Below are 21,889 nucleotides of genomic sequence, written 5' to 3' on the forward strand. Positions count from 1 at the left end.
CCCGCCGTCAGGCCCGGCGCGGGAGCAGGCCCAGCCGGTCGTGGAAGCGTTCGAGCACGTCAGCGGCCACCAGGCGAGCTTTGGCCGAGCCCTCCGCAAGGAGCCGGTCGATCTCCGCCGGGTCGGCGAGCAGCTCGGCCATCCGGGACTGGAAGGGCTCGATGGCGGCGACGACGACATCGGCAACCTCGGCTTTGAGGTCGCCATAGCCCTTGCCCTCGAAGGCCCGCTCCAAGTCCGCCACGGTCGTGCCGGACAGCGTCGAGTGCATGACGAGCAGGTTCGAGACGCCCGGCTTGTTCTCGGGGTCGAAGCGGATCTCCCTCTCGGTGTCGGTCACGGCGGACTTGATCTTCTTCACGATCCGCTTAGGGTCGTCCATCAGGTCGATCAGGCCGAGATCGGCCGAGATCGACTTCGACATCTTGGCGGTTGGGTCCTGCAAGTCCTGGATCTTGGCGCTGCCCTTGACGATATAGGGCTCGGGGACGACGAAGGTCTCGGGGAAGCGCGCGTTGACCCGCTCGGCGAGGTCGCGGGTCAGCTCCAGGTGCTGGCGCTGGTCCTCGCCCACCGGGACGAGGTTCGCGTCATACAACAGGATGTCGGCGGCCATCAGGATGGGATAGGTGAAGAGGCCGACGTTTGCCGTCTGGCCCTTGGCGACCTTGTCCTTGAACTGCGTCATCCGCGAGGCCTCACCAAAACCGGTGTGGCAGGCCAAGATCCACGCCAGTTCGGTGTGCTCGGGCACCAAGGACTGCGCCATCAGCGTCGAGCGCTGGGGGTCCACCCCGGCCGCGAGATATTGCGCCGCCGTGCGCCGGGTGCGCTCGCGCAGCACGGCGGGGTCGGTCGGGACGGTCAGGGCATGCAGATCGACGACGCCATAGAACGCGTCATACGCATCCTGCAACGACACCCAGTTGACCAGCGCCCCGAGATAGTTGCCGAGGTGCAGCGAATCGGAGGTCGGCTGCATCGCGGAAAAGATGCGCTGGCGGCGCGCAGGAGTCGCAGTGTCGGTGGGCATGACGCGATTGTGTCAGCCCTCCGCGGCGCTGCCCAAACGGATTCCCCGCCCTCCCTAGACTGGCGCGATGGATCGTGAGGCAGCCTTCGAGGAGCACTTCGGCACCCGGCCGGAGGGGGCCTGGGCTGCCCCCGGCCGCGTGAATCTCATCGGCGAGCACACGGACTACAACGGCGGGCTGGCCCTGCCGATCGCCCTCCCCCAGCGGACCTATGCGATGGCGGCGCGGCGCGCCGACGATCGCCTGCGGGTCATGAGTATGCAGACCCGCGAGGTCGTCGAGATCGATGCTGCCGAGATCGCCCCCGGTCGGCCGGCCGGCTGGGCGTCCTATGTCGCCGGCGTGTTGTGGGCCGTGCGTGCCGCCGGCCACCGCGTCGGTGGGCTCGATCTGCTCATCGACGGCCGGGTTCCGCTCGGGGCCGGTCTGTCGAGTTCGGCGGCCATCGAGTGTGCGACCGGCGCCGCGCTAAGCGGTCTGTACGGCCTGGGGCTCCTGGACACCGAGGCCGGCCGGCGCCAACTGGCGACGATCTGCCGCCGCGCGGAGAACGAGATCGCGCTCGCGCCCACCGGCGGGATGGACCAGTCGGCCTCACTGCTGGCCCAGTCGGAGCACGCCCTACTCCTGGACTGCCGCGACGGCAGCACGCGCCAGGTGCCCTTCGAGATCGAGCGCGACGGGCTGGTCCTGCTGGTCATCGACACGCGCGCCCACCACGCGCTCGTCGATGGGCAGTATGGCGCCCGGCGCGCCTCCTGCGAGCGGGCCGCCGCCGCCTTGGGGTTGCCGAGCCTGCGCGAGGTCGATCCCGCCCGGCTGGACGCGGTTCTCGCCGATCTGGTCGGCCTCCTCGCCGGCGACGGACCGGAGCCGCCCGAGGTGGTGGTGCGTCGGGTGCGCCATGTGGTGACGGAGATCGAGCGGGTGCAGGAGTGCGCCGCGGCCATGACGGCCCGGGACTGGGAGGGTGTCGGGCGGCTCTTCGCGGCCAGCCACGCCTCCCTGCGCGACGACTTCGAGGTCTCGTGCCTCGAATTGGACCTGGCGTGTTCGGTCGCCCAGGATCAGGGCGCCCTCGGTGCCCGGATGACCGGTGGCGGCTTCGGCGGCTCGGCGATCGCCCTGGTGCCCGAGGCAGTGGCCGGGCCGGTGCAGGCCGCGGTGACCGAGGCGTTCGCCGCCGCCGGCTTGACCGCCCCCTCGATCTTCGCGGCGCACGCAGCGCCCGGCGCCGGCTGAGCGACCCTGGCGCTCGCCCGCACCGTGAACGGGCTCCCCCCTTGGCCAGTGCGGACGGAAGGGGCACCGCCGAGGCGATGGCACAATTAGGCAAGTGACCTCGGCCTCTCCCAGCCTTCCGCAGTTCTGTCCCGCCCCGGACATCCTTGATGACCTCGAACTGTTGCGTGTCGGCGCCTTCGCTCCGCAGCACGACGTGCGCCCGGACGGCGCGCTTGAGGTGCACGTCCCCGCCGAGATCGCCGCCACCGCCCGCGCCGCCGGTGGGGTGGAGATCGTCGACCCCGAGGGTGTGCCATTGGTGCGCTTCGAGGCCACCGGCCGCGATTGCGAGTGCGGCGGCCTGGTGCTCGCGAGCGCACCGACCTGGATCGGCAAGCCCTCGCCGCGCACCTTCGAGCGCTTCTATCTCGCGCCCGGCTCCGTGAGCGCTCCCGACCTGGTCGCCGTCGTCGTGGACCGGCCCTTGAGCACCGAGGACCTGCTCGAGATCGCCGCCACGGCAGGTCATCGCCCCCTGTGCTTTCTGGTGCTCGCCGGACCGACCCTGGCCGCCCACGCCACCGGTGTCGCCCTGATCCGCTCGGCCCTGGCCGCCACCGCCCGGATGGGGCGCGGCGATGTCATCGCGATCCCGCTGGATCGCCGCACCTCGCGGGCAAAGCGGGAGGCGGTGCTCGCGGCATACACCAGCGGGGAGGTGATCAACCTGCCCCCACGGCATACCGGCGAGCACCGGCACGGACTCGTGTTGTTCTTCACCGGCCTGTCCGGCTCCGGCAAGTCCACCGTCGCCCGCAGCGTGCGCGACGCCATCGTCGAGGACGGCGCCCGCAGCGTCACCCTCCTCGACGGCGACCTGGTCCGGCGCCACCTGTCCGCCGGTCTCGGCTTCTCCGCCGCCGACCGGGAGACGAATATCCGCCGGATCGGGTGGGTGGGCGCCGAGATCTCCCGGCACGGCGGAGTCGCCATCTGCTCTCCCATCGCCCCCTTCGCCAGCACCCGTGACGCGGTGCGCGACATGGTCACCGAGGCGGGCGGCGACTTCCTGCTGATCCACATCTCCACTCCGCTCGCCGAGTGCGAGCGGCGGGACCGCAAGGGCTTGTATGCCAAGGCGCGGCGCGGGGAGATCCCGGAGTTCACGGGCATCAGCAGCCCGTATGAGGACCCGACCGACGCCGACCTGGCGATCGACACGACCGGCATCAGCGTGGAAGCGGCCGTCGAGCAGGTGCTCGATCTGTTGCGCTCGCGGGGCCACCTGACATCGGAAGAGGTGCTGGAATGGGCGATCTGATCACCGCCGACACCCCGGGACTGCTGGCTGTCGCGTTCCTCGTCGGCATCGTCATCGGCCTGACCGGCATGGGCGGCGGCGCGTTGATGACGCCGGCGCTGATCTTCCTCGGCATCCCCCCGACGGCGGCCGTCGCCAACGACCTCGTCGCGGCCGCGGTGAACAAATCCGTGGGCGCCGCAGTGCACTACAAGCACGGCTCCCCCAACCTGCGGCTGGCCATGTGGCTGATCCTCGGATCGGTGCCGACGGCATTCGCTGGGGCGTGGATCATCGCCGCGACGGGCGAACCGGAGGATCAGCAGGCGTTCGTCAAGAAGGCCATCGGCGTGGCGCTGCTGCTCGCCGCCTCCACGTTGACGATGCGCATCTATCTGGAGATGCGCCGCGGCGACTACACCGACGACGGCCGGCCGGACCCGGCCGTGCGGCCGCTGCCGACCTTCCTGGTCGGCGCGCTCGGCGGCCTGCTGGTCGGCCTGACCAGCGTCGGCTCCGGGTCGCTGATCATGATCAGCCTGCTGCTGCTCTATCCCACCCTGTCGGCGCGGCGGCTCGTCGGGACCGACCTGGTCCAGGCCATCCCCCTGGTGCTCTCGGCGGCCATCTCGCACGTCATGGTCTCGGGAATGGACTGGGCGATCCTGCTGCCGCTGATCATTGGCGGCAGCCCAGGAACCTTCCTCGGCGCCCGGCTGGCAGGTTTCGTCTCGCAGTCGATCCTGCGCCGCGGCATCGCGATCGTGCTCGCCCTCACCGGTCTCGGGCTCCTGAAGGTGCCGCCGGTGTGGGTGGGGATCATCGGCGCGGCAATGGCGATCCTGGGGCCCGTCGTGTGGGGGCTGATCAAGCACGCCCACGGCCGTCGGGCCTTCATCCACGTGCCCATCGGGCGGCGCGAACCCAAGCCCTCCCCCGTCACCGTCCCGCCCGATGAGGACCTGCGCTGAGCGCACCTCTTTGCTGCTTCCACCCTCCCGCCATCTCACGAAAGAGAGCGTTGTGACTGACGCACGCACCGACGGCCAACTCGCCGCCGACCTGGCCCGCGAGGCCGGGGACATCCTGCTGACCATCCGCGCGGACTTCCCGCAGGACGGTGACCCCAAGGACCTCAAGAGCGCGGGGGACCTCGGCTCCCACGACTTCCTCATGGCCGCGCTGGCGCAGGCCCGCCCCCAGGACGCCGTGCTCTCCGAGGAGGGCGCCGACGACAAGGCCCGCCTGAGCGCCGAACGCGTCTGGATCGTCGACCCGCTCGACGGCACCCGCGAGTTCTCCGAGCGGCCGCGTGACGACTGGGCCGTGCATGTGGCGTTGTGGGAGAAGGGCAAACTCACCGAAGGCGCCGTCGCGATGCCGGCCCGCGGCGTCGTGCACTCCACCGTGGCTCCCCCGCCCCTGCCCGAGCCCCACGACGGACCGGTCCGCCTGGCCGTCAGCCGGTCCCGTCCCCCGGCGTGGCTGCCCGCCCTCGTCGCGGCGCTCAGCGCCGACCTGGTGCCGATGGGTTCCGCGGGGGTCAAGGCGATGTCGGTCCTCGACGGGACGGCCGATGCCTATGTGCATGCCGGCGGGCAGTATGAATGGGATTCGGCTGCGCCGGTCGTCGTCGCCGCCGCCGCGGGACTGCATACGAGCCGGATCGACGGATCGCCGTTGGTGTACAACCAGGACAACGTCCTGCTGCCCGATCTGGTCGTATGCCGCCCCGAGCTCGCCGAGCGCGTGCTCGCCGCGGTCGAGGCGATCGAGTTCTGACGGGTCTCAGCCGGCGGCCTGCGGCCGGGCGGCCGCGACGATGACATCGAGGGCCGGCACCAGCAGGCGTGCCATTTCTTCGTATGCCGTGAACGCCAGGCCGTAGGGGTCCGGCAGGTCGCGGGCCTGGACGGTCTCGCGGCGGGTCGCGAGGTCGCGGATGAGCTCCCGCCAGGCGGCGGGATCGGGCCCGGGCCGGCGGCCGGAGGCGTCCAGCAGGGCGGTGAATTCGAGGATGGTGAAACACCGCTTCAACGCTGCCGGGGTCTCCTCGAGGAGGGCGCGGCGGTGGTCCTTGGTGGCGGTCAGGATGAGATCGGTCTCGCGGGCCACGGCCGACGCGGCGAACCGTCCCTGGTGGGTGTCTAGCGAGATCCCGTAGCGCGCGCCGATGGCGTGGTTCTCGGGTGGCACGACGAGATCCGAGTGCCACCCCACCCCCGCGCTGGCGACGGCGAAGGCGGCACTGTCGAGGTGCGCCGCCAAATAGTGGTGCGCGAACGCCGACCGGCAGACGTTTCCGGTGCACACCACCAGGATGCGAAGCGGCCCCTGCGGCCCACTCACCACTGCCCCCCACTCGCCGTTAGCTCATTCGACCCGATCGGGTCTCGTCGACGGCCGTCGCCCCGGCTGCGGGACCTGGACTGACGCCGTCGGACTCTTGGACAGGTCGGCGCGTGGGCGCGGCTGCCTTGGCCGCCGACTGCTCCTTGGGCCCGTAGCCGTAGCCGGCGTAGTAGCCGTAGTTGCCGTAGCCATAACCACGGGCATTGGAGTCGGCCTTGTTGATGATCACGCCGAGCACATGGCCGTTCACCTGCTCCAGCTGGGTCAGTGAGGCGTGCAGCTCGGAGTCGAGGGTCTTGCCGCCGGTGATGACGACCAGGGCCCCGTCGGCATTGGCGGTCAGCACCGCTGCGTCCGTGACGGGCAGGAGCGGCGGGGCGTCGATAACGACGACGTAGTCCTCCCGCAGCGAATTGAGCAGTTGCTTCATGCTATTGGACCCGAGGAGTTCGCTGGGGTTCGGCGGGATACTACCCGCGCCGACGAGAAGCAACGACGGGGCCCGGCTGGTTTGCTGCGAAACCTCCTCCAGAGTGGCCTTCCCCGTCAGCAGGTCGGTGAGACCGGCGCCCTCGGCGAGACCGAACGATTCAGCGACGACCGGCCGGCGCAGGTCGCCATCGAGCAAGATAACCGGGCTCCCGGCCTCGGCTAGGGCGACCGCGAGGTTCGAGGCAACAGTGGACTTGCCATCGCCGGGAAGCGGACTGGTCACGACGATCACCCGCGGCGGATCGTCGATGTCCATAAATTGCAGGTTTGTGCGGATCTTGAAGAACGACTCGGCGGCGGAGATGCGCCTGCCATCCCGCGGGCCGCTCACCACGATGGGGATCAACTCGCCGCGCGTTCGCGCGAGGGCGGGACTCTGAGGAATGACGCCCGCAACGGTCACCCCGAAGTCTCGCGTCACCGTTTCGACGTCGCGGATGCGGCGATCAAGTTGACTGCGTAGCACCGCGTAGGCCGACCCAAGGAGCCCTCCTAGGACGACTCCAAGTGCCAGGTTGCGCCTCGGATTGGGCGAGACGGGCGCGGTCGGTATGGCTGCTGGCTCAACCGGCTCGAGTCGAATCGTCTTGCCCGTGTCCTGCGGGTCTTCTATCTCTTTGATTCGGTCGGCAAGCACGCTCACCCAGGTGTCTGCAAGCTGCTGCGCGATGGTCGGACTCCCCGCAGTGGCTCGGATCCGCAAGCTCACTGTGTCAGGGGGCGTAGTAACGGTGATGTTCTGGACGAGCGCGTCGGGCGTCGTAGATAACCCGAGTTTGTCGATTACTCCTTGAGCCGTGACACGTCCCCTGGCAACATCGGCGTAGGACACGGCTCTCGACTTGGACAGCACATCGCCATAGGAGAGATTCCCACCCGACTCACCAGAGAAGACGAGCGGGGGGGTGACCACCATGCCCGTAGCGTCCGCCGCGTAGACACGGGGCGAAAAGATGGTGAAGAACCAAGCCGCGAGGCCACCAAGAACCACTGACGCTACGATGGCCCGCCAATGCATGCGAGCAATCCGCAGATAGTCGCGCAACTCCATTGGGTTCCTCGATTCGATGCATCATTGGTCAGCCGCGGTAGTATACCCACTGCTGAATCGCCCCGGCGTGACCCGTCCCGGCGAGTCCGGAGACCTGATCCGTTGGAAGGATGTAGGTCATGGGACGTCCGTCGAAGTACTCCCAGGAGTTTCGGGAGCGTGCTGTCCGGCTGGTGCTGGAGCAGCGGGATGAGTACCCGAGTGAGTTCGAGACCATCCGGTCGGTGGCAGCCAAGTTGGGGATCGGTTCCCCGGAGACGCTGCGCAAGTGGATGCGTCGTTCGGAGATCGACTCGGGGTCACGGCCGGGGATGACCACGGCCGAACACGAGCAGGTCAAGGCTCTCAAGCGTGAGGTCGCCGAGCTTCGTCGCGCGAACGAGATCCTGAAGGCTGCCTCAACTTTCTTCGCGTCAATGTCAAAGTGATCGTGCCCGATCGGGGTTCGCTCGTTTCTTCGCTGCCCCGGGTTACGAACGGCACTCGGTGGCTTCTCTCCGATGTGCGGCCTCGGTCGGGCGCCCTGTCGGCAGCGGGTGCGTGGCTTGATAGGAGCCTGCCTGCGAGTTTCGCGCTGAATTGAGGCGTGCCCGCCTCGCTGCCGACAGGGCGCCCGAATAGCCCGTCGACGTAGGAGGTCCCTGGATCGTCGTGATCGGCACCGACTCGCACAAGCGCACCCACACGGTCGTGGCGCTCGACGAAGTCGGCAGAAGACTCGGCACCAAGACGGTCCGGACCAACGCCGAGGGCCACCTCGCGCTGGTCGAGTGGGCCACACAGTTCGCCGACCACGACGAGCACGGCGTCAGGTTCGCCTTGGAGGACTGCCGCCACCTCACCCGCCGGCTGGAATCCGACCTCTTGGCTGCGGGTCAACGCGTGCTGCGGGTGCCGACTCGGCTCATGGCCGGTGCTCGCCGCAGCAGCCGCGAACCTGGTAAGTCCGACCCGATCGACGCCGAGGCCGTAGCCCTGGCTGCGCTACGTCACCCCGACCTTCCCGTCGCTGAGCTGGACGGACCTGCGCGTGAGGTCAAGCTTCTGTCTGATCACCGTCATGACCTGGTGGTTCAGCGGTCCCGCATCGCTCAACAGGTTCGCTGGCACCTCCACGAGCTGGACCCGGACCTGATGATCCCCAGCCGCGGCCTGCGACGCCAGAAGGTCGTACGTGAGCTGCTGGCGGAACTGGAACGCTTCGACGGCGTCATGGCCAGGCTTGCCCGGCGACACCTGCTGCGCTGCCAGGAGCTGACTACACAGATCAACGACCTCGAGCGAGAGTTGCGGGACCTGGTTCGTCGGCTCGCTCCCTCGCTACTTGAGATCCCCGGCTCCGGCGTGCTGTCCGCAGCCGTGATCGTCGGCGAGACAGCCGGAGTGCACCGCTTCCGCGACAAGGACGCCTACGCCCGCTTCACAGGCACAGCGCCGGTGCCGGTCTGGTCGGGATCCAGCGCGGGCAAGGTTCGGCTCAACCGAGGCGGCAATCGGTCCGTCAACTGCGCCCTGCACATGATCGCCGTGACCCAGGCCCGCGGCGTCGGGCCGGGCCGGCCCTACCTCGACAAGCAGTTGGCCCGCGGCAAGGACCGCGTAGCCGCCCTGAGGCTGTTGCGCCGGCGCCTTTCCGATGTCGTCTTTGCGGCTCTTCGCGCCGACCTACGTGCAGCCCAGCAGCCCGCCGCGTCGCCTGTTCAACTCGCGGCTTGACATAGGAGCATCGCCGAGCTCGACCGGCCCGGGCGATGGTGATCGCCTTTATCACCTGGGGGTGCCCCCGCTTGCGGGGGAGCACAAGGACCACCGGGTCGGTGACGGCTTGCGGTGGGGTGTCGAGCCCTTGTGCGATGTGTTGACCGACCACGGGGTGGTGATCCGGCCCCCGACGTATTACGAGTGGGTCCGCAAGAGCCCCACGAAACGAGCCCTGCGTGATGGCGAGGTCACCGACCTGATCCGAAACGCGCGAGAGAGCATCCGGTTGCTTGCAGCCTTGGGGAGCCGGAAGATGTGGCTGCACCTGCGCCGTAAAGGTCACGACGTGGCTCGTTGCACGATCGAGCGCTTGTACCGCGAGAACGGGTGGGAGGGCGCCCAGTACGGCACGAAGCCGCGCACCACGATCCCGGACCAGGCCGCAGCGCGGCCGGCGGACCTGGTCGAGCGGGACTTCTCCCCGACGCGACCGAATCGGTTGTGGGTGGCTGACTTCACGTAATGGGAAGGCCGTTCTGTCGATGCGACACGAGCGGTGCTGGTCGGCAGGGGTCCCTGAGATTTCACCGATCCGGTCGCAGTCTCAGGTGGTGAGCTGCTTGCAGGTGATCACTCTTCTTGGCTTCATCGACTCGACCGAGGTCTCAACGTAGACGGTGACCCTGCCGGCCAGCTGGGCAGTCCACGGCTTGTGAGATGCCGCGCCTTGAGCGCTTCCATTAGGTCGCCGCCGCTGCCCAGAGCTCCGCCACGAAGAATCCGACGAAGGAGGAAGCATGAGCATCACCTGCGGGATCGACTGGGCCGAGGACCATCACGACATCGCTCTGGTGGACGAGCAGGGCAAGGTCCTCGCCCGCGCCCGGATCGGTGCAGATGTGGCCGGGTACACGGCGCTGGTCGAGTTGATCACGACGAATGGCGGCAGCCCGGAACAGACGGCCGTAGCGATCGAGACGGACAAGAACCTGCTCGTCGTCGCCTTGGCCGGTGCCGGCTTCACCGTCTATCCGATCAATCCTCGAGCCATGGCTCGATATCGGGAGCGGCACGTCCAAGCGGGGAGCAAGTCCGACGCGGGGGACGCGGCCGTATTGGCGCACATCCTGCGCACCGACCAGCACATGCATCGGCCGCTGCCGCGGAACACAGATCTCGCCTTGGCGATCAAGGCGCTGGCGCGCCAGCATCAGGAGGCCATCTGGGCGCTGCACCAGACGACCAGCCGGCTGCGTTCGGTCCTGCTGGAGTTCTATCCCCAAGCGTTGAAGGCGTTCCCGAAACTGACACATCACGCCGCCACGACCATCCTCGGTGCAGCACCCACTCCCGCAGCGGGCTCCAGGCTCACCCGACATCGCGTCGAGGCGCTACTGCGCAAGTGTGGACGCCGCAACGACCCCGCACTGGTCGACCACGTCCTGACCGCATTGAAGGCTCCCACGTTGCGGCAACCCCCGGCCGTCGAGGAAGCCCTCGGGCTGGCGACACGAGGACTGCTCGAGATCATCTCGTCAATGCGGTCCTCGGTCGATGCCCTCGAGGCAGAACTCGCCCGTGAGTTCGGACGGCACCCACTGGCGCCGGTGCTCCGCTCAGCGCCCGGGCTCGGACCCGTACTCGCCGCCCGAGTTCTCGCCGAACTCGGCGATCACCCGGCCCGGTTCACGTCCGTGAAAGGTGTCCGCGCTTTCGCCGGCACCGCCCCCGTCACCAGGGCATCGGGCAAGTCCCACTACGTCAAAGCCAGAAAGGTACGCAACAAACGACTCAACGACGCCTGTCACTGGTGGGCCTTCAGCGCACTGACCTGGTCCCCCGGCGCCCGCGCCCACTACGACCGCCGCCGCGCCGCCGGCGACCACCACAACGCCGCCCTACGCAACCTCGCCAACAAGCTCATCGGACGCATGTGGTGGTGCCTCAGCCACAACCAGCCCTGGGACGAAGACGCCGCCTGGCCCGACCTCATCCCAGCCGCCGCTTGACAACTGACTCGCGTGGGATGTCTATGTGCCGACGTGGGTTGATTCCCGAAGCGTGCCAACTGGTGTTGCAGGCGGCGGCGATCGGTGCCGATGGTCGGGTCATGGTGCTGGATATGGGCGTTCCAGTGAAGATTCTCGACGTGGCCAATACGCTGATCACGCAATATGGCAAGCGGAATATCGATGTCGTTTTCACCGGCCTACGGCCTGGAGAGAAACTGACCGAAGAACTCTTCGATACTCAGGAGAAGGCGTCTCCCAGCAGCCACCCGTTAGTCACCCACGTTGGTGTCGCGGCCATCTCCCCCGATGACGTCCGCCAGGATTTCGAGGCCCAAGCGGATGCGCTGGCCTGGCTGCGCCGATGCGCCGTGTCGAGCGGGACGTCCGCGTAGCGGACGCCCACAAAAGAGTGCCGGTCGAACACAACTCCGTGTCCGACCGGCGCTCTTGTGTGCGCGGCAGCTGTCAGCCCTTGGTGCGCACCTCGCGGGAGATGTCGGGCTCATCCCGACGATCAACACGTAGGTCGCGCCCGCGATGATGGCACCGACGATCGGCGCGACCCAGAAGAGCCAGAGCTGGCCGCGCCCCGGCGCCATTGAAGAAGGCCACTGCGGTCGAGCGGGCCGAGTTGACGGAGGTGTTGCTGATCGGGATCGAGATCAGGTGGATCAGCGGTCAGGCCGAGACCGATCGCGATCGGGGCGAAGCCCTTGGGCGCCCGCCCATCGGTCGCGCCCATGATGATGTAAAGGAAGAAGGCCGTCAGCACGGCCTCAGCGAATGGCCAGCCCGATGGTGACTGCGGCATTGAAGTGGGCACCCGAGACGTGGCCGACGGCGTAGGCCATCGTGAGCACGGTCAGGCCGAAAGCGAGGGCGACACCGACGAAGCCGATGCCCAACTGGATGTTCTTGCCCGGTCCGCCGAGGCGGAGGGCGGCGAAGATGGCACTGCCACATCCTCCGAAGACGAGCCAGAAGGTGCCGAGGAACTCGGCTCCCAGCCGCATCGGCAGCTTGGGGGTGAGCATGCCGAATCTCCTTGATCAAGAGGGTGGGTGGACCGCGGCGGGCAGACCGCGCGGCGAGGCTGGTCGTCTCGATCCCGCGTCGATGCGATGGTGAGTTACCCAAGCAGTTCAAGTGTAGGGCCGGGCCGCTGAGGAGCCCAGGCGGTTCCCCGCGGGCGTGTCGGGCGAGAGGTCCTCGGGTGGGCGAGATCGTGGCTGCCTCACGCCGTGCGCGTATGGGGGGCCCCCAGGATCTCGTTGGCGTCGTGAGCCCGGCCCTCGTCGAGCCAGAAGGTCGCGGGGTCGCCGGTGGCGCGCGCGGCTGAGGGCGAGCTTGACCCAGTCCTGGATCGGAGCGTCCTTGGTCTGGCAGGCCCGCCAGATGTCGCCGGCTTCGACCGTGTGCTCCATCAGCACCTCGCCGGCCGAGTTGACGACCTGGACAGCGCCAGGCGCGGTCATCTCGAATGTCTTGTCGTGGCTGCCGTATTCCTCGGCCTTCTGCGCCATCAGCCCGACATTGGGGACCGATCCCATCGTCGTGGGGTCGTATGCGCCGTGCGCGCGACAGTCGTCGATGACGGCCTGGTAGACCCCGGCGTACGAGCTGTCGGGGATGGCGGCGAGGGTGTCGGCCTCCTGCCCGTCCGGGCCCCACATGTGCCCGGAGGTGCGGATCATCGCCGGCATTGAAGCGTCGACGATGACATCGCTGGGCACGTGCAGGTTGGTGATTCCCTTGTCGGAGTTGACCATCGCCAGCCGGGGGCCGTCCGCGAGGCCCTTGTCGAAGGCCGCCTTGATCTCCGAGCCGTTCTTTAGCGTGTCGAGGCCGGCGAGGACCGCAGCCAGTCCACTAGTCCCGTCGAGGCCGGCAGCCCGAAGCTGATCGCTGCATGCCGCGTACACGTCCGCGAAGTAGGCGCGCACGACGTGGCCGAAGATGATCGGGTCGGAGACCTTCATCATGGTGGCCTTCAGATGCACTGAGAAGAGGACGTCCTCAGCCTTGGCGCGCGCGACCTGCTCGGCAAGGAAGCGATCAAGGGCGGCTGCGCTGATGAACGTGCCGTCGACGACGTCGCCTTCGCGGACCTTCAGGTCGGCCGCAGGATCGTTTCGGTGCCGTCGGAGCCGACGTGCTTGATCATCAGCACGTCCGCCGCGGGAAGGGCGACCGACTTCTCGTTGCCGTAGAAGTCGTTGCCGCCCAAGGTTGCGACATTGGTCTTGCTGTTCTGGCTCCAGGCGCCCATCGAGTGCGGGTGTTTGCGTGCGTAGTTCTTCACCGAGGCCGGCGCTCGGCGATCCGAGTTGCCTTCGCGCAGAACCGGATTTACGGCGCTGCCCTCGACCCTGTCGTAGCGGGCCCGCGAGTCGCGCTCGGCGTCGGTCTTCGGCTCGTCCACGTAGCCGGGGAGGTCGATGCCCTTGCCTTGCAGTTCGGCTACCGCTGCCTTGAGCTGCGGCACAGAGGCCGAGATGTTCGGCAGCTTGATGATGTTGGCCTCCGGAGTGGTGGCAAGCTCGCCCAGCTCGGCCAGGGCGTCGGCCTCGCGCTGGCCCTCGGGCAGCAGATCCGAGAACGCCGCCACGATCCGAGCCGCCAACGAGATGTCGCGCGTCTCCACCTGGACCCCAGCAGCGCCGGCGAACGCCTCGATGACCGGGAGGAATGAGTACGTCGCCAGAAGTGGGCAGTGTCATAGCGTCCAAGCAACCCACCCCGCGTGAGGGTGTCTGACGTGGAGGATGCTGTGGCTGGGACTCGACGGATGCTGACTGCGTCGGATCGGGCGGAGATCGCGACCGGTCTCAAGGCTGGCTGGACAGCGACTCAGATCGCGAAGAGCATCGGCCGGGTGACCTCGGTCGTCACGCGGGAGATCGCGAGGAACTCGACCAAGACGCGCGGCTACCAGATGGTCGCCGCGGACGTCGCCGCCGAGAAGCGTCGGTCCCGGCCGCAGGCCCGTAAGGTCGAGATGGACGCGGTGCTCAAGACCCGGGTGTTGGCGGACCTGAAGCAGTCCCGCACTCCGCGGCAGATCGCCGGCCGGTTGACGCTCGAGGCGAACGACGCCAGCGTGGAGCTCATGAAGGGTTCCACGCCGGCCGAGGGCAAGACCGTCTCGCACGAGGCGATCTACCAGTTCATCTATGCCATGCCCCGCGGCGAGCTCGTCAAGAACGGCATCTTCCTGCGGCGCAAGCAGACCCGGCGCCGGCCCCGGAAAGCCGCTGGTCAGCGGGGTGCGCCGATAATCGGGATGGTCTCCATCGACGAACGCGACCCCGAGGCTGTGGATCGACGGGTCCCAGGTCACTGGGGAGGAGACCTGATCATCGGCAAGAACGGCAAGAGTGCCGCGGTCACCCTCGTGGAGCGGACCTCGCGCTACCTGGCGATCCTGGCGCTGCCCGAGGGCAAGGACAGTGCCGGTGTCGCCGACGTCCTGATCGATCACTGCACCGAGCTGCCCGCGATGATGCGCAAGTCCCTCACCTGGGACCAGGGCTCGGAGATGGCCCGGCACGCCGCCCTGACCCTGGCAACCGACCTGCCGGTCTACTTCGCCGACCCGCACGCCCCGTGGCAGCGCCCCAGCAACGAAAACACCAACGGCCTGATCCGCGAGTACCTGCCCAAGGGCGAAGTCATCCCCACCCACCAGCCCTACCTGACCGCGATCGCCGAAGAACTCAACGAACGACCCCGAGCCAGCCTCGGCTACCTCACCCCGCGGGAATCCTTCGAACCTGAGTCACTCACCCGTTGCCACGACGGCTTGACACCGCCGTGGGGCTTCGTCGGTGAGGGTGTAGATGATTTTGGCCATGCCTACGGCAACTCCTTCGAAGCGGGTGGCGCGTGGCGCGCCGTCAACGGTCAGGATATCGGCGGTTGTTCTGTCCTAAGAAATGAGTACGCCTGGAGGATGCTCCGTCCTCAACGCTGACCGTGTAGATTCTTCCCTCGTTCAAAGGTCCTCCCGCAGGAGACATCTACATGTGGTCGCGGAGCGTCATCGCCCGGGTGGGTCGATCGGCTCCGAGCTGTGCCGGATCGCCCGCTTCAGCCCGGAGAAGCTCTACCTCCTCGACCGTGACGAGTCGGCGCTGCACGCGGCCCAGATCTCGGTCACGGGGGATTGGCGTGCTCGACGACGACAACGTCGTCCTCGCGGACATCCGGGACGCGAAGCGGATGTACGAGGTCATGGAGCAGACGCGTCCGGACGTGGTCTTCCACGCTGCTGCGCTCAAGCACCTTCCTCTGCTCGAGCAGTACCCCATGGAGGCCTGGAAGACCAACGTCGTCGGCACGCTCAACGTGCTCCGCGCCGCGCAGGCGGTGGGTGTCGAGACCTTCGTCAACGTCTCGACGGATAAGGCGGCGAACCCGACCTGCGTCCTCGGGTACAGCAAGCGCATCACCGAGCGGCTGACGGCCTCCTTCGCCGACCGTGACGAGCACACCTACGTCAGCGTCCGCTTCGGCAACGTCCTCGGCTCCCGCGGGTCGGTCATCACGGCCTTCACCGCGCAGATCGAGCAGGGCGGCCCGGTGACGGTGACCCACCCGGACGTCGAGCGCTACTTCATGCTCATCCCCGAGGCCTGCCAGCTCGTCCTGCAGTCAGCGGCGATCGGCCGCGACGGCGAGGTCATGGTCCTCGAGATGGGCAACCCGGTGAAGATCGACGACGTCGCCAAGACCCTCATCAGCAAGTCGGGCCGCAGGGACGTCGAGATCGCCTATACCGGCCTTCGAGCGGGCGAGAAGATGTCGGAGGAGCTCTTCACCCCTGGCGAGTCGATCAAGGGGACAGCCCACGAGCTTGTCTCAAGCGTCGACGTGCCGCGCCTGGAGCCCGGCATCGTGGACACCACCACCCACCCCTCCCCCGAGGCCTCCGCTGAGTGGATGCGCTGCGCGGCGATCTCCGGGGCCGACGTCACGTATGCCTCCCCCAGCTCGGAGGTCGCGTCGTGACGGAGCGGATCTACCTCTCGAAGGCAGAGGTCACCGAGGTCGAGGAGCGGTACGTCCTCGACGCCCTGCGCTCCGGCTGGATCGCGCCGCTCGGGCCGCACGTCGATGCCTTCGAGGCTGAGGTCGCCGAGCGCGTCGGGGTCGAGCACGCGCTGGCGCTGTCCTCCGGCACCGCCGCGCTGCACCTCGCACTGCTCCACCTCGGCGCCCGGCCTGGTACCGCGGTCCTGTGCTCGTCGATGACCTTCGCCGCCACGGCCAACGCGGTCCACTACACCGGGGCGGAGCCGGTCTTCGTCGACTCCCAGGCGAGCGACGGCAACGTCGATGCCGAGCTGATGCTCGAGGCTGCCCGCACCCTGCGGGACGAAGGGGTGGAGGTCGTCGCGGCCGTCCCGGTGGATCTCTTCGGGCGGGCCTGCGACTACGACGTCCTCGAGCCCGGGTTGGCCGAGCTGGGCATCCCCCTCCTCGAGGACGCCGCAGAGGCGCTCGGCGCGACCTACGAAGGACGTGGGGCCGGGTCCTTCGGAGCCGCGGCGGCCCTGTCCTTCAACGGCAACAAGATCATGACGACCTCCGGCGGCGGCATGCTGCTCAGCGACGACGAGGAGCTGATCTCGCACGCCCGCAAGCTCTCCACGCAGGCCCGGGAGCCGGTGCCGTGGTACGAGCACACTGAGGTGGGGTACAACTACCGGCTCTCCAACATCCTCGCCGCCCTGGGTCGCGGTCAGCTGAGCCGGCTCGACGAGTTGATCGCCCGGCGCCGCGAGATCCGCGCCCGGTACGCCGAGACGCTGGGGTCGCTCGACGGGGTGCGCTTCCTCTTCGACGACGACCCGGATAGCACGGACAACTGTTGGCTCACCACCCTGGTGGTTGAGGAGCGAGGAACGAGCCGGGAAACCACGACTGCCGACCACATCGTGTATGCCATGTCCGCTCAGGACATCGAGGTCCGCCACCTCTGGAGGCCGATGCACCTGCAGCCCGTGTACTCCGGCGCCCGGGCCTTTGGCGGAGCGGTGAGCGAGGGCCTCTTCGCCTCGGGGATCACCCTCCCCTCCGGCGCGGGCCTCAACGATGTCGAGGTCGATCGCGTCATCGAGACGCTCATGGGGGTGCTCGCGTGAGCTACCGCGGCAAGCGCCTGCTCGATCTCGTCCTCGCCGGGCCGGCGTTCGTCCTCTCACTGCCGGTCCAGGCGCTCACCGCCCTTGCCGTGCGGGTGACAATGGGCTCCCCGGTGCTCTTCCGGCAACAGCGACCGGGACTGCACGGCGAACCCTTCGAGATGGTGAAGTTCCGGACGATGCTTGTCCCGGACCCCGAGCGCGGCCTGGTCACCGACGCCGACCGCATGACGCGCGTTGGGGCCTTCCTGCGCAGCACCAGCCTCGACGAGCTGCCCACGCTGTGGAACATCGTCAGGGGTGATATGAGCGTGGTCGGTCCCCGCCCGTTGCTCATGCAGTACCTCGACCGGTACACCCCGGAGCAGGCGCGCCGGCACGAGGTTCGTCCGGGCCTCACCGGACTCGCGCAGGTCAACGGGCGCAACGCCATCTCCTGGGAGGAAAAGTTCGCCTACGACGTCGAGTACGTCGACAACCACTCTCTGGTCGGCGACCTGCGGATCATCCGCGACACCGTGCTCCAGGTCGTCCGGCGCCACGGGATCTCTGCGGAGGATGCCCCCACGATGCCGGAATTCCTCGGATCGGAGCGAGCCTCGTGAGAGACCTCGTCATCATCGGCGCGGGCGGCTTCGGCCGCGAGACCATCGACACGGTCCGGGCGATCAACGAGATCGTTCCCACATGGCGACTGCTCGGTGTCGTCGATGACGCACTCTCTCCTAACAACGAGTCCCGCCTCGCTGCCCTTGGCGTCGCCTACCTCGGACCTCTGGGATCGGTCCCAGACGATGCAGCGGTCGCCATCGCGGTCGGCTCGCCGAGTACCCGGGCTGCCATCCTTCAGCGGCTGGACGGCGGTTTCGACTTCCCTGCGCTGGTCCACCCGTCAACGACCATCGGTAGCGCATTCAGCCACGGGGTCGGTCTCATCACCCTGGCCGGGGTCTCGATCGGGACGAATGTCCGGGTCGGGGACCACGTCCACCTCAATGCGCACGCTGTGATCGGGCATGACACTGTGGCTTCGGATTTTGTGAGCATCAATCCCAACGCCACAGTCTCCGGTGCCGTGCAGATCGGGGAAGGGGTCCTCGTTGGGGCAGCCTCCGTCGTCCTTCAAGGCGTTTCGATCGCTCCACGTGCGACGGTTGGCGCAGGGGCATGCGTGGTGAAGGACGTCGGATCCCACCGCACGGTCAAGGGAGTGCCAGCACGGTGAAGATCGGATTCGTCACACAGTGGTACCCGCCTGAGACCGGGACGGCAGTCCCTCGCGCCATTGCGCAAGGCCTGGGCATTCTCGGTCACGAGGTTCATGTGCTCACTGGGATCCCCAACTACCCCGCTGGGCGCGTTTACGAGGGCTACAGGGTGCGGCCGTACTCGAGCGAGCTCGATGGTGACGTCACGGTCCACCGGGCTCCTCTGTACCCGGACCACAGTCGTAGCTCTGCTCGTCGGATGGTCAACTACTTGAGCTTCGCCGTCGGCGCGAGCGCTGTATCACTCACTACCCGGTTTCCAACCCCTGAGGTCTGGCTGACCTACAGCTCTCCAGCGACTGCCGCGCTCCCGGCCATGCTCCCCCGCCGCCGACAGCGCCCGCACGCCATGATCATCCAGGACCTGTGGCCGGACAGTGTCCTGGGCAGCGCTATGGCGACCGGCTTTGTCACGCGAGCTCTCGGTCGCCCCCTGGCGGCCCTATCCCACGCCACCTATCGTTCCGCGGACAGCATCGGGGTCATCTCCCCTGGCATGCGCGATGTCCTCGTCGGCCGAGGTATCCAGCCTGATCGGATCCTCGACACGCCGAACTGGGTCGCGGATCAGCACACTCCATCGGACGACCGACAGGACTTGCGGCATCGTCTGCAGCTGCGGGACGAGTCAAAAGTGTTCCTGTACGCCGGCAACTTCGGCGAGATGCAGTCCTTGACCACCCTCATCCAGGCGTTCGACGAGGCCTCTCATGCAGACTTGGTGCTCATCGGTGACGGGATGATGCGCGCCGAGGTCGAACGCGTCGCAGCGACGCGGCCGAACGTCCACGTGCTGCCACCCGTACCAGCCGATGATGTGCCCACACTTCAGGCAGCGGCCGATGTGCTCGTCGTGTCCCTCCAGGACACTCCGTTGATGCGGGTCACTATGCCGAGCAAGCTCCAGTCCTCGATGGCCGCGGGGAAGCCGATCTTGGTCCAGGGTGCAGGCGACGTCGCTGCCGTTGTGGAACGTGCTCGCTGCGGTGCCGCCGGACCGCCCGGGTCAACGGAGCTGCGGCGGGCTGTCCAGGGCCTGGCATCCGCCGAGGCCAGCGCACTGGGAGAGATGGCGCGACGGGCCCGGGACTGGTACGAGGCCCACTACTCGGCCGCGTCCGGCGCGGCCCGCGTCGAGAACCTGCTGATCCACGCGATTGAGGAGCACACACGATGACGCAACTTGCGGGGGCCACCGTCACCATCACGGGAGGCACGGGGTCCTTCGGCAGGACGATGGTCCACGACCTCTTGAAGGAAGGGGCCGGGAGGATCCATATCCTCAGCCGTGATGAGGCGAAGCAGGACGAGATGCGCCAGACGCTCGGGGACAGCCGCGTGAAGTTCTTCATTGGCGACGTCCGCGACCGCCACAGCGTCGACTCGGCGATGCAAGGGGTCGACTTCGTCTTCCATGCGGCCGCTCTCAAGCAGGTGCCGAGCTGTGAGTTCTTCCCCGACCAGGCGGTCAAGACGAACGTCGTCGGGAGCCAGAACGTCATCGAATCGGCGCATGCTCACGGCGGACGGTCGGTCGTGTGCCTCAGCACCGACAAGGCGGTCTACCCCGTCAACGCGATGGGCATGAGCAAGGCCCTCATGGAAAAGACTGCCCAGGCCTTCGCCCGCAACCACCCCGGGTCGAAGACCGTGGTGAGCGTAACCCGCTACGGCAACGTCATGTACTCCCGCGGATCGGTCATCCCGCTCTTCATCTCCCAGATCCTCCAGGGCAGGCCCCTGACGATCACCGAGCCCCGGATGACCCGCTTCCTCATGTCGCTCGACGACTCGGTCGACCTCGTCAAGCACGCCTTCTTCCACGCCGAGCCCGGTGACCTCTTCGTCAAGAAGGCCCCCGCCAGCACCGTGGAGACCCTCGCAATCGCGGTGGCAGAACTTATGGGCGTCGAACCAGACCTCCGCAAGATCGGCATGCGCCACGGCGAGAAGATGTGGGAGACCCTCCTCTCCCGCGAGGAGATGATCAAGGCCACCGACCAGGGCGACTACTTCCGGGTGCCTCTCGACGCGCGCTCCCTCGACTACAGCAAGTTCGTCGAGGACGGGGAGGACGAGACCGTGACTGCCGGGGACTACGACTCCAACAACACGGAGCGTCTCGACGTCGAGCAGACCAAAGCCCTGGTCGCGTCCTTGCCCGAGATGCAGGCACTCCTCGGGGGCGGACGATGAAGATCCTCTTGACCGGGGCTCGGGGGTTCCTCGGCTGGCACACACGGCTCCGGCTGCACGCGCTCACCGACCACGAGGTCGTTCCCGTCGGCAGGGACGAATGGTCAGATCTCGGCGCGTTGGTCGCCGACGTCGACGCGGTCGTCCACATCGCTGGGGTCAATCGGGCAGCGACCGACGACGAGGTCGAAGGGGGGAACGTCGGCCTCGCCGAGAACCTCGCGACCGCCATAACCCGGGCGGGCCGTCCCCTTCGTGTCGTCTACGCCAACTCCATCCAGGCCGGCAACGGCACGCCCTACGGGCGGGGCAAAGAGCGCGCGGCTCTGATCCTGCGGGAGGCGACCGAAGGGGTCGGCGGCCACCTCGTCGACGTCCTCCTGCCCAACATCTTCGGTGAGCACGGGCGGCCTAGGTACAACTCCTTCGTGGCGACCTTCGTCGACGCGACGGTGCGAGGAGACGCCCCGACGATCAACGACAACCAGGTGGGGTTGCTCCATGTGCAGGACGCGGCGCAGAGTCTCCTCGACGGACTGACCACCGACGCGGCCACCCTCTCCCCCGAGCCCGAGACCCACGGCGTGCAGGAGGTCTGGGACCTGCTGCAGGAGTTCCACGCGAGCTACGTCCCTGTCGGGGAGATCCCCGACCTGTCCACGAAGTTCCGGATCGACCTCTTCAACACCTACCGCGCGGCCCTCTTCCCTGACCACTACCCGATCAGGCTCACACCGCACAGCGACCCGCGCGGGTCCTTCGTAGAGACCGTCCGCTGCCGTGGTGGCGAGGGCCAGACCTCCTTCTCCACGACTGTCCCCGGCATCACCCGCGGCGAGCACTATCACCTCCACAAGATCGAGCGTTTCGCGGTGATCTCCGGGTCCGGGACGATGGAGCTGCGCAAGATGTTCAGCGACGAGGTGCTCACCTTCCCCGCCACCGGCGAGCAGCCGGTCGCCATCGACATGCCGGTGGGCTGGGTGCACAACATCACCAACACGGGCGAGGACACGTTGCTCACCCAGTTCTGGAGCCACGAGGTCTTCCGTCCCGAGGCCCCCGACACCTTCCCCGAACCGGTCCGCCGGCAACCACCGCAGGAGGCCTGAG

At 67.8% G+C, this 21,889-nt stretch carries 17 protein-coding genes and 5 pseudogenes; 17 read left to right on the forward strand and 5 right to left on the reverse strand.

Features of this window, described 5'->3' with window-relative positions:
- Nucleotides 1-7: 7 nt before the first annotated feature.
- Complete coding sequence (gene trpS, locus ABD209_RS03235; RefSeq protein ID WP_344062037.1) at nucleotides 8-1,033, reverse strand: tryptophan--tRNA ligase; 1,026 nt, start codon at nucleotides 1,031-1,033, stop codon at nucleotides 8-10.
- A 67-nt stretch (nucleotides 1,034-1,100) separates the two neighbouring features.
- Here trpS and galK point away from each other — a divergent pair, with 67 nt between their 5' ends.
- The 4 genes from galK to ABD209_RS03255 all read left to right on the forward strand — a co-directional run bounded on the left by galK (nucleotide 1,101) and on the right by ABD209_RS03255 (nucleotide 5,340).
- Nucleotides 1,101-2,276, forward strand: a complete 1,176-nt coding sequence (galK, locus tag ABD209_RS03240; protein WP_344062039.1) for a galactokinase — start codon at nucleotides 1,101-1,103, stop codon at nucleotides 2,274-2,276.
- A 94-nt stretch (nucleotides 2,277-2,370) separates the two neighbouring features.
- On the forward strand, nucleotides 2,371-3,579 hold the full coding sequence (cysC, locus tag ABD209_RS03245) for an adenylyl-sulfate kinase (RefSeq protein WP_344062042.1): 1,209 nt from the start codon (nucleotides 2,371-2,373) through the stop codon (nucleotides 3,577-3,579).
- Complete coding sequence (locus ABD209_RS03250; RefSeq protein ID WP_083433474.1) at nucleotides 3,567-4,529, forward strand: sulfite exporter TauE/SafE family protein; 963 nt, start codon at nucleotides 3,567-3,569, stop codon at nucleotides 4,527-4,529. Before cysC ends, ABD209_RS03250 begins: the two co-directional genes overlap by 13 nt.
- A gap of 52 nt (nucleotides 4,530-4,581) precedes the next feature.
- Nucleotides 4,582-5,340: a 3'(2'),5'-bisphosphate nucleotidase CysQ gene (locus ABD209_RS03255; protein WP_344062050.1), complete on the forward strand. Its 759-nt coding sequence runs from the start codon at nucleotides 4,582-4,584 to the stop codon at nucleotides 5,338-5,340.
- A 6-nt stretch (nucleotides 5,341-5,346) separates the two neighbouring features.
- Here the strand turns inward: ABD209_RS03255 and ABD209_RS03260 are convergent, their stop codons facing one another.
- On the reverse strand, nucleotides 5,347-5,907 hold the full coding sequence (locus ABD209_RS03260) for an arsenate reductase/protein-tyrosine-phosphatase family protein (protein WP_344062052.1): 561 nt from the start codon (nucleotides 5,905-5,907) through the stop codon (nucleotides 5,347-5,349).
- Nucleotides 5,908-5,926: 19 nt separating this feature from the next.
- Complete coding sequence (locus ABD209_RS03265) at nucleotides 5,927-7,318, reverse strand: tyrosine-protein kinase domain-containing protein (RefSeq protein ID WP_344062055.1); 1,392 nt, start codon at nucleotides 7,316-7,318, stop codon at nucleotides 5,927-5,929.
- Nucleotides 7,319-7,572: 254 nt separating this feature from the next.
- Between ABD209_RS03265 and ABD209_RS03270 the strand changes: the two genes are divergently transcribed.
- The 5 genes and pseudogenes from ABD209_RS03270 (at nucleotide 7,573) to ABD209_RS03290 (ending at nucleotide 11,558) form a co-directional block, all read left to right on the forward strand.
- Complete coding sequence (locus tag ABD209_RS03270) at nucleotides 7,573-7,881, forward strand: transposase (RefSeq protein WP_344062058.1); 309 nt, start codon at nucleotides 7,573-7,575, stop codon at nucleotides 7,879-7,881.
- A 223-nt stretch (nucleotides 7,882-8,104) separates the two neighbouring features.
- Complete coding sequence (locus tag ABD209_RS03275) at nucleotides 8,105-9,169, forward strand: IS110 family RNA-guided transposase (RefSeq protein WP_344062061.1); 1,065 nt, start codon at nucleotides 8,105-8,107, stop codon at nucleotides 9,167-9,169.
- A 14-nt stretch (nucleotides 9,170-9,183) separates the two neighbouring features.
- A pseudogene (locus tag ABD209_RS03280) lies at nucleotides 9,184-9,674 on the forward strand (IS3 family transposase); the annotation flags it as partial.
- 277 nt (nucleotides 9,675-9,951) lie between these two features.
- Nucleotides 9,952-11,163 carry an IS110 family RNA-guided transposase gene (locus tag ABD209_RS03285; protein WP_344062064.1) on the forward strand — a complete coding sequence of 404 codons (1,212 nt, stop codon included), beginning with the start codon at nucleotides 9,952-9,954 and terminating at the stop codon, nucleotides 11,161-11,163.
- 38 nt (nucleotides 11,164-11,201) lie between these two features.
- Nucleotides 11,202-11,558, forward strand: coding sequence for a polysaccharide biosynthesis protein (locus ABD209_RS03290; protein WP_344062067.1), 357 nt, complete (start codon nucleotides 11,202-11,204; stop codon nucleotides 11,556-11,558).
- Nucleotides 11,559-11,672: 114 nt separating this feature from the next.
- On the opposite strand, the pseudogene ABD209_RS03295 reads toward ABD209_RS03290, so the two are convergent.
- Nucleotides 11,673-12,200, reverse strand: a pseudogene (locus ABD209_RS03295) (aquaporin); the annotation flags it as partial.
- Nucleotides 12,201-12,430: 230 nt separating this feature from the next.
- A pseudogene (locus ABD209_RS03300) lies at nucleotides 12,431-13,870 on the reverse strand (NADP-dependent isocitrate dehydrogenase); the annotation flags it as partial.
- An 84-nt stretch (nucleotides 13,871-13,954) separates the two neighbouring features.
- On the opposite strand from ABD209_RS03300, the pseudogene ABD209_RS03305 reads away from it, so the two are divergent.
- The 8 genes and pseudogenes from ABD209_RS03305 to ABD209_RS03340 form a co-directional block, all read left to right on the forward strand.
- Nucleotides 13,955-14,929: pseudogene (locus ABD209_RS03305) on the forward strand (IS30 family transposase); the annotation flags it as partial.
- Nucleotides 14,930-15,215: 286 nt separating this feature from the next.
- A pseudogene (locus tag ABD209_RS03310) lies at nucleotides 15,216-16,176 on the forward strand (UDP-N-acetylglucosamine 4,6-dehydratase family protein); the annotation flags it as partial.
- Nucleotides 16,173-17,312, forward strand: coding sequence for a DegT/DnrJ/EryC1/StrS family aminotransferase (locus ABD209_RS03315; protein ID WP_344062073.1), 1,140 nt, complete (start codon nucleotides 16,173-16,175; stop codon nucleotides 17,310-17,312). The pseudogene ABD209_RS03310 and the gene ABD209_RS03315, both read left to right, overlap by 4 nt.
- Nucleotides 17,309-17,917, forward strand: a complete 609-nt coding sequence (locus ABD209_RS03320; RefSeq protein WP_344062076.1) for a sugar transferase — start codon at nucleotides 17,309-17,311, stop codon at nucleotides 17,915-17,917. The genes ABD209_RS03315 and ABD209_RS03320 overlap by 4 nt, the downstream gene beginning before the upstream one ends.
- Entirely contained in the window at nucleotides 17,914-18,537 is a 624-nt protein-coding gene (locus ABD209_RS03325; RefSeq protein WP_344062079.1) for a NeuD/PglB/VioB family sugar acetyltransferase, read from the forward strand. Before ABD209_RS03320 ends, ABD209_RS03325 begins: the two co-directional genes overlap by 4 nt.
- Nucleotides 18,480-19,757 carry a glycosyltransferase family 4 protein gene (locus ABD209_RS03330; RefSeq protein WP_344062082.1) on the forward strand — a complete coding sequence of 426 codons (1,278 nt, stop codon included), beginning with the start codon at nucleotides 18,480-18,482 and terminating at the stop codon, nucleotides 19,755-19,757. Before ABD209_RS03325 ends, ABD209_RS03330 begins: the two co-directional genes overlap by 58 nt.
- Nucleotides 19,754-20,776, forward strand: coding sequence for an SDR family NAD(P)-dependent oxidoreductase (locus ABD209_RS03335; RefSeq protein WP_344062085.1), 1,023 nt, complete (start codon nucleotides 19,754-19,756; stop codon nucleotides 20,774-20,776). The genes ABD209_RS03330 and ABD209_RS03335 overlap by 4 nt, the downstream gene beginning before the upstream one ends.
- Complete coding sequence (locus ABD209_RS03340) at nucleotides 20,773-21,888, forward strand: polysaccharide biosynthesis C-terminal domain-containing protein (RefSeq protein ID WP_344062088.1); 1,116 nt, start codon at nucleotides 20,773-20,775, stop codon at nucleotides 21,886-21,888. Before ABD209_RS03335 ends, ABD209_RS03340 begins: the two co-directional genes overlap by 4 nt.
- Nucleotide 21,889 lies beyond the last annotated feature (1 nt).

This window comes from Nostocoides vanveenii, assembly GCF_039531165.1.
Classification (GTDB): domain Bacteria; phylum Actinomycetota; class Actinomycetes; order Actinomycetales; family Dermatophilaceae; genus Nostocoides_A; species Nostocoides_A vanveenii.

Coding starts and splice junctions, on each gene's coding strand:
- trpS (WP_344062037.1), bottom strand. CDS start 1,033: ATGCCCACCGACACTGCGACTCCTGCGCGCCGCCAGCGCATCTTTTCC.
- galK (WP_344062039.1), top strand. CDS start 1,101: ATGGATCGTGAGGCAGCCTTCGAGGAGCACTTCGGCACCCGGCCGGAG.
- ABD209_RS03250 (WP_083433474.1), top strand. CDS start 3,567: ATGGGCGATCTGATCACCGCCGACACCCCGGGACTGCTGGCTGTCGCG.
- ABD209_RS03265 (WP_344062055.1), bottom strand. CDS start 7,318: ATGGTGGTCACCCCCCCGCTCGTCTTCTCTGGTGAGTCGGGTGGGAAT.
- ABD209_RS03270 (WP_344062058.1), top strand. CDS start 7,573: ATGGGACGTCCGTCGAAGTACTCCCAGGAGTTTCGGGAGCGTGCTGTC.
- ABD209_RS03285 (WP_344062064.1), top strand. CDS start 9,952: ATGAGCATCACCTGCGGGATCGACTGGGCCGAGGACCATCACGACATC.
- ABD209_RS03330 (WP_344062082.1), top strand. CDS start 18,480: ATGCGTGGTGAAGGACGTCGGATCCCACCGCACGGTCAAGGGAGTGCC.
- ABD209_RS03335 (WP_344062085.1), top strand. CDS start 19,754: ATGACGCAACTTGCGGGGGCCACCGTCACCATCACGGGAGGCACGGGG.
- ABD209_RS03340 (WP_344062088.1), top strand. CDS start 20,773: ATGAAGATCCTCTTGACCGGGGCTCGGGGGTTCCTCGGCTGGCACACA.